Consider the following 7150-nt stretch of genomic DNA (forward strand, 5'->3'; position numbering starts at 1 on the left):
CGACGACCGACCAGGCCGAGCCGACCGGGGACCAGGCCGAGCCGACCGAGTTCCACGCCGGGCCCGACCCCAAGGGCCGCCACTTCAGCCTCGTCCTCGAGCCCGGGCAGAGCTACCACACCCACCGCGGCGCGATCGCCCACGACAAGCTCATCGGCGCCCCCGAGGGCAGCGTCGTGCACTCCGCCGCCAACACGCCCTACCTGGCGCTGCGGCCGCTGCTGCCCGACTACGTGCTCGCCAAGCCGCGCGGCGCGCAGGTGATCTACCCCAAGGACGCGGCCCAGATCGTGACCTGGGGCGACGTCTTCCCGGGCGCGCACGTGCTCGAGGCGGGGGCGGGCTCGGGGGCGCTGACCCTCAGCCTGCTCCGCGCGGTCGGACCGGAGGGCACGGTCACCTCGTACGAGGTCCGGGAGGACCACCTCGAGCACGCCGAGCGCAACGTCGAGCGCTTCCTCGGCGAGCACCCCGCCAACTGGACGGTCCACCTCGGCGACGTCGCGGGGGCGCACGGCGTCTACGACCGCGTCGTCCTGGACATGCTCTCGCCGTGGGACGTGCTCGGGACGGTGCGCGAGGTCCTCGTCCCCGGGGGCGTGCTCGTCGGCTACGTCGCCACCACCACCCAGCTCTCCACGCTCACCGAGGCGCTGCGCGAGCAGGCCTGCTGGACGGAGCCGCAGGCGTGGGAATCGCTGGTCAGGCCCTGGCACAGCGTCGGGCTGGCGGTCCGGCCGGAGCACCGGATGATCGCGCACACCGCGTTCCTGGTGACCGCGCGGCGCCTCGCGGACGGCGTCGTCCCGCCCCGACAGCAGCGGCGCCCGAGTCGCGGATAGCGCACACCCGACCACCCAGGGTGATCATCTTGACAGGTAAGACGCACCGCAGGTGACGACGCGCAAGCCCGCGACGCGAGAAGTCCGTCACCGGCTCGCTACTCCACGGACACCCGGGTTCACGGGTACGGTTGCTCTACGGAGTAGCGGGAGGAGGGCGCCGTGAGCATGAACGACGACCCCAGGGGCCGATCCGACCAGGGCCGCGACCGAGGCGCGGCGGACACGGCGGCGCAGGTGCGATTCCTCGAAGAAGAGGTCGCCCTGCTGCGTCGGAAACTGACCGAGTCCCCACGCCACACCCGGATCCTCGAGCAGCGGCTCGCGGACTCGGCGGCGCGGGTGTCCCAACTGACCGAGCGCAACGACAAGCTGACCGAGACCCTCAAGGAGGCCCGGGCCCAGCTCGTGTCCCTCCGCGAGGAGGTCGACCGTCTCGCGCAGCCGCCGTCGAGCTACGGCGTCTTCCTGACCCTGCACGAGGACCAGACCGTCGACGTGTTCACGTCGGGCCGCAAGATGCGGGTCGCCGTGTCCCCGGCGGTCGAGGCCTCGGAGCTGACCCGCGGCCAGTCGGTGCGCCTCAACGAGGCGCTCACCGTGGTCGAGGCCGGTGACTACGAGCGCATCGGCGAGGTCTGCTCGCTGCGGGAGGTCCTCACCGACGAGGACGGCTCCCGCACGCGCGCGCTGATCATCGGGCACGCCGACGAGGAGCGGGTCATCCACCTGGCCGACTCGCTGCTGTCCGCCGACGCGCCGGAGCTCAAGCCGGGCGACTCGCTGATGATCGACACCAAGGTGGGCTACGCCTACGAGAAGGTGCCGAAGGCCGAGGTCGAGGAGCTCGTCCTCGAGGAGGTCCCCGACGTCGCGTACACCGACATCGGCGGTCTCTCGCGGCAGATCGACTCCATCCGCGACGCGGTGGAGCTGCCGTTCCTGCACGCGGAGCTGTTCCGGACCTACCAGCTCCGCCCGCCGAAGGGTGTCCTGCTCTACGGCCCGCCCGGGTGCGGCAAGACGCTCATCGCGAAGGCGGTGGCGAACTCGCTGGCCAAGAAGGTCGCCGAGACCCGCGGTGAGGACAGCCGCGACGTCAAGGCGCACTTCCTCAACATCAAGGGCCCGGAGCTGCTCAACAAGTTCGTCGGCGAGACCGAGCGGCACATCCGGATGATCTTCCAGCGGGCGCGCGAGAAGGCGTCCGAGGGCACTCCGGTGATCGTGTTCTTCGACGAGATGGACTCGATCTTCCGCACCCGCGGATCGGGCGTGTCCAGCGACGTCGAGACGACGATCGTGCCCCAGCTCCTCAGCGAGATCGACGGCGTCGAGGGCCTGGAGAACGTCATCGTCATCGGCGCGTCCAACCGCGAGGACATGATCGACCCCGCGATCCTGCGGCCGGGCCGGCTCGACGTGAAGATCAAGATCGAGCGTCCGGACGCCGAGGCGGCGATCGACATCTTCGGCAAGTACCTCATCGAGGGCCTGCCGGTCCACGAGGAGGACATCGCCGAGTTCGGCGGCAACCGCCAGGCGTGCCTCGACGGCATGATCGAGCGGGTCGTCGAGCGGATGTACGCCGAGACCGACGACAACCGGTTCCTCGAGGTCACCTACGCCAACGGGGACAAGGAGGTCCTGTACTTCAAGGACTTCAACTCCGGCGCGGTGATCGAGAACATCGTGGGGCGGGCCAAGAAGTCGGCCATCAAGTCGCACCTGGAGACCAAGCAGTCCGGTCTGCGGGTGCAGCACCTGCTCGACGCCGTGGTGGACGAGTTCGCCGAGTCCGAGGACCTGCCGAACACGACCAACCCCGACGACTGGGCCCGCATCTCCGGCAAGAAGGGCGAGCGGATCGTCTACATCCGCACGCTCGTCACCGGGAAGGGCTCGACGCAGGGCAAGGAGATCGACACCGCGTCGAACACCGGGCAGTACCTGTAGTACCTGTGATCGTCGAGTACCGGGTACCGTCGAGGTCATGACCGCCGACGAGACCCGCGACGACGGACACCACGACCGCCGGCCGCGCTCCGCACCTCGCAACGAGGTCCGGGGGGCGGCCGGTGTCGCGTCCGAGGCCGTGGACATCATCTCCCGGCCGGTCGAGGGCACCCACCGCGCGATCTCCGACACCGTCTTCGCCACCCTGCGCAAGGTCGGGCTCGGCCCGGCGTCGCGCCCGGTGCAGCTGGCGCACGACGGCATCGCCGCCGGGGTCTACACCGCGGTCCGCGGCATCTCCCACCTCGCCGGGACCGGCGTGGGCGTGGCGGCCGAGGTGTACCGCAGCGCGTCCGGTCGCACCGAGTGGACGCCGATCACCTCCCGACCCGCGGGCGCCGTGCTCACCGGGGCCGTGAACGGCCTCGTCGGGGACCACATGGTGGCGCTGCACAACGACCTCGCGGTCCCGATGACGCTCTACACCTCGACGATCGACGCGGACGGCGAGCCGCGCCACGCCGAGCTGCCCATCGCCTCGACGGACGCTATCCACGAGGTCGTCGCCGACCATCCGGAGCGCGACCTCGGCCACGTCGTGCTCTTCCTGCACGGGCTCGGCGAGACCGAGCACGCGTGGCGGCTCGCCGACGAGGACAGCGCCGGGGAGGGATACGCCGAGCGGCTCGCCTCCAGCGTCGGCGCCGTCCCGCTGCTGCTGCGCTACAACACCGGGATGCGGATCGCCCACAACGGCGCCGCCCTGTCGGTCCTGCTCGCGGAGCTCACCGAGCGCTGGCCGGTCCCGATCCGCCGCCTCGACCTCGTCGGGCACTCCATGGGCGGGCTGGTGCTGCGCCACGCCTGCCACGCGGCCGTCGTCACGGGGGAGCCGTGGGTGCGGTCGGTGCGCCGGATGGTCTACCTGGGCTCGCCGCACCGGGGCGCCCCGCTGGCCCACCGGGTGGACCAGCTCGCCGGCCGGCTCGCCCGGTACGCGCAGTCGCGCACGTGGGGCGAGTTCCTCGACCGGCGCTCGGCAGGCATCCGCGACCTCGTCGCGGGGGTCGCGGACACCGACGTCCCGCTGCTCGCGCACTCCACCCACCACGGCGTCGCGGCGTGCGTGACCGCCAGCGAGCACCACCCGCTCGCGAACATCCTCGGCGACCTGCTGGTGCCCGTGGACTCCGCGCGCGGCGCGCTCACCGACGTCGAGACGCTGCCGTCCTCGCACCACTTCCACCTGCTCAACGACCCGCGCATCCACACCCACCTGCTGCGCTGGCTGGCGCCCGACGAGGACGAGGGCCCCGACGTGCGCGAGCTCCGGTGAGCGCCCCGCCGCGGGCGGGACGCCTGCGGCGGGTGGCACGCATCGCGGTGCTCGGCGGCCTGACGGGCGCCGCGCCGCTCTCGATCGACACCTACCTGCCCGCGTTGCCCGGCGTCACCGGCGACCTGCGCGCCTCCGCGCCACTGGTCGCGCTCACCCTCACCGCGGTCGTCGTGGGGCTCGCCGTCGGCCAGCTCGTGGCCGGGCCGGCCTCCGACGTCCTCGGGCGGCGCGGGCCACTGCTCGCCGGGGCGGTGGGGTTCACCGTGCTCTCCGCGGCGTGCGCGCTGGCGCCCGACGTCGGGACCCTCATCGCCCTGCGGTTCGGACAGGGCCTGCTCGGGGCGGTCGGGATCGTCCTCGCGCGCGCCGTGGTGCGCGACCTCTACGAGGGGCCGGCCGCCGCGCGGGGGTTCGCGGCGCTGATGCTGGTCTCCGGGGTCGCGCCGATCGTCGCGCCCGTGGTGGGCGGGCAGCTGCTGCGTGTCACGTCCTGGCGCGGGGTGTTCCTCGTGCTCGCCGCGCTCGGCCTCGTGCTCGCCGTCGGGGTGCTCGTCGGGGTGCCCGAGACGCTGTCGCGGGCGGACCGGGCGCGGGGCGGGGGAGTGCTGGCGGGGCTGCGCACGACCGGGACGGCGTTCCGGATCCTGCTCGGCGACCGCCGGGTCCTCGCCTGCGTGTCCGCCGCCGGGCTGGGGTTCGCGGCCATGTTCGCCTACATCTCCGGCTCGACCTTCGTGCTGCAGGGCCTCTACGGGCTGAGCCCCCAGGCGTTCAGCGGGGTGTTCGCGGTCAACTCGGTCGGGATCGTCACGGCGACCCAGGTGGCGGGCCGGCTCGTCGGGGCCGAACGCGTCGCGCCGCAGCGCACCGTGGCGATCGGGCTGGTGACGACCCTGCTCGGCTCGGTCGCGGTCCTGGTCGGCGCGCTGACGCCCGCCGGGCCGTGGGCGCTCGTCCCGGGCCTGTTCGTCACGGTCTGCGGCGTGGGGTTCGTGCTCCCCTCCGCGACCACGCTCGCGCTGGCCGGGCACCCGTCGCGCGCCGGGAGCGCCTCGGCGCTGCTCGGGACCTCGCAGTTCCTCGTCGGCGGGTTCGCGGCGCCCCTGGTGGGCATCGGCGGCGGACGGACGGCGGTGCCGATGGGTACGACGATGGTGGTGGCGGCCGCGCTGGGCCTCGTCGTGTTCACGCTGGTGTGGCGTGCGGTCCCGGACGCCGAGGCCCCGCGCGCCGGCGACGCGGGCGCCCGGACGACGGCGGGCGGACCCGCGGACAACTAGGGTCGGGAACATGACCGCGCGCCGCATCATGGGCACCGAGATCGAGTACGGGATCTCCGTCCCGGGCGACCCGACGGCGAACCCCGTCATCACATCCACCCAGGTCGTGCTCGCCTACGCCGCGGCCGCCGAGATCCCGCGCGCCCGCCGCGCCCGCTGGGACTACGAGGTGGAGTCCCCGCTGCGCGACGCGCGGGGCTTCGACCTGGGTCCGAGCGCCGGCCCACCGCCCGACACCGGGGACCTCGACGACCTCGGGGCCGCCAACGTCATCCTCACCAACGGGGCCCGGCTCTACGTCGACCACGCGCACCCGGAGTTCTCCGCGCCCGAGGTCACCACCCCGCGCGGCGCCGTCATCTGGGACAAGGCCGGCGAGCGGGTGATGGAGGACGCCGCCGAGCGCGCCGCGACCGTCCCGGGCACCGGGCGCATCCAGCTCTACAAGAACAACATCGACGGCAAGGGCGCCTCGTACGGCTCGCACGAGAACTACCTGTGCGCCCGCCAGACGCCGTTCCCGTCGATCATCACCGGCCTCACGCCGTTCTTCGTGTCCCGCCAGATCGTCACCGGCGCCGGGCGGGTCGGCCTCGGGGCCTCCGGCGACGAGGCCGGGTACCAGCTCTCGCAGCGCGCGGACTACATCGAGGTCGAGGTCGGCCTGGAGACGACGCTCAAGCGCGGGATCATCAACACCCGCGACGAGCCGCACGCCGACGCCGACAAGTACCGCCGCCTCCACGTGATCATCGGCGACGCGAACCTGTCCGAGTACTCGACCTTCCTCAAGGTCGGGACGACGGCGCTGGTGCTCTCGATGATCGAGGACGGCATCCGCTTCGACGACCTGCGCCTGCTCGAGCCGGTCCGCTCGGTGCACCGGATCAGCCACGACCCGACGCTGAAGACGACGATCGAGCTCGCGAACGGCCAGACGATGACCGCGCTCGAGCTCCAGCGCCAGTACTTCGAGCGGGCGTGGAAGCACGAGGAGGAGACCCAGGGCGGCGAGGTCGACGAGATGACCCGCGAGGTCCTCGACATCTGGGGCACGGTGCTCGACGACCTCGAGCAGGACCCGCTGCGCTGCGCCGACCGGCTGGACTGGGTGGCGAAGCTCAAGCTCCTCCAGGACTACCGCGACCGCGACAACCTGCCGTGGGACTCCCCGAAGCTCTCGCTGATCGACCTGCAGTACTCCGACGTGCGCCAGGCCAAGGGGCTCTACAACCGCCTGGTCACCCGCGGGTCGATCAAGCGGCTGGTCAGCGAGGACGCGGTCCGCGCGGCGGTCACCGAGCCGCCGGAGGACACCCGCGCCTACTTCCGCGGCCGGTGCCTGGAGCGCTACCCGACCGAGGTGGCGGCCGCGTCGTGGGACTCGGTGATCTTCGACCTGGGCCGCGAGTCACTGGTGCGCATCCCGACCCTGGAGCCGCTGCGCGGCACCCGCGGGCACGTCGGGGAGCTCATCGACAACTCCGCGAACGCGACCGCGCTGGTGGAGGCCCTGACCCGCGGCTGATGGCCGCCGAGGTGATGTTCGTCCCGCTGCGGGGGCCCCGCGGCAGGTAGTGTCGTCCGTGCACCACGCACACCCGGGAGGCAGCCATGGCGCAGGAACAGACCCAGCGGCAGGGCGGTGGCGACGACGGCGAGGGCGGCGAGGACACCACCGCCGCCGGCCAGGAGCGCCGGGAGAAGCTCGGCGAGGACACCGACACCATCCT

General features: G+C 72.7%; 5 protein-coding genes and 1 pseudogene. All 6 read left to right on the forward strand.

All coding sequences use genetic code 11. From position 1 onward, the window contains the following. Positions 1-842 (forward strand): tRNA (adenine-N1)-methyltransferase (locus tag AC0CYZ_RS10370; RefSeq protein ID WP_472214929.1); only part of this gene is annotated, 842 nt, incomplete at its 5' end. Positions 843-1010: 168 nt separating this feature from the next. Continuing rightward, on the forward strand, positions 1011-2798 hold the full coding sequence (arc, locus tag AC0CYZ_RS10375; RefSeq protein ID WP_472214937.1) for a proteasome ATPase: 1788 nt from the start codon (positions 1011-1013) through the stop codon (positions 2796-2798). Between the two features lie 37 nt (positions 2799-2835). Then, positions 2836-4134, forward strand: coding sequence for an esterase/lipase family protein (locus AC0CYZ_RS10380; RefSeq protein ID WP_472214931.1), 1299 nt, complete (start codon positions 2836-2838; stop codon positions 4132-4134). A gap of 32 nt (positions 4135-4166) precedes the next feature. Continuing rightward, a complete protein-coding gene (locus AC0CYZ_RS10385; protein ID WP_472214933.1) occupies positions 4167-5417 on the forward strand; it encodes a multidrug effflux MFS transporter in 1251 nt (416 codons plus the stop codon). A 10-nt stretch (positions 5418-5427) separates the two neighbouring features. Then, positions 5428-6945, forward strand: coding sequence for a depupylase/deamidase Dop (gene dop, locus AC0CYZ_RS10390; protein WP_472214935.1), 1518 nt, complete (start codon positions 5428-5430; stop codon positions 6943-6945). A gap of 86 nt (positions 6946-7031) precedes the next feature. After that, positions 7032-7150, forward strand: a pseudogene (locus tag AC0CYZ_RS10395) (ubiquitin-like protein Pup); the annotation flags it as partial.

This window comes from Actinomycetospora sp. (genome assembly GCF_055612215.1).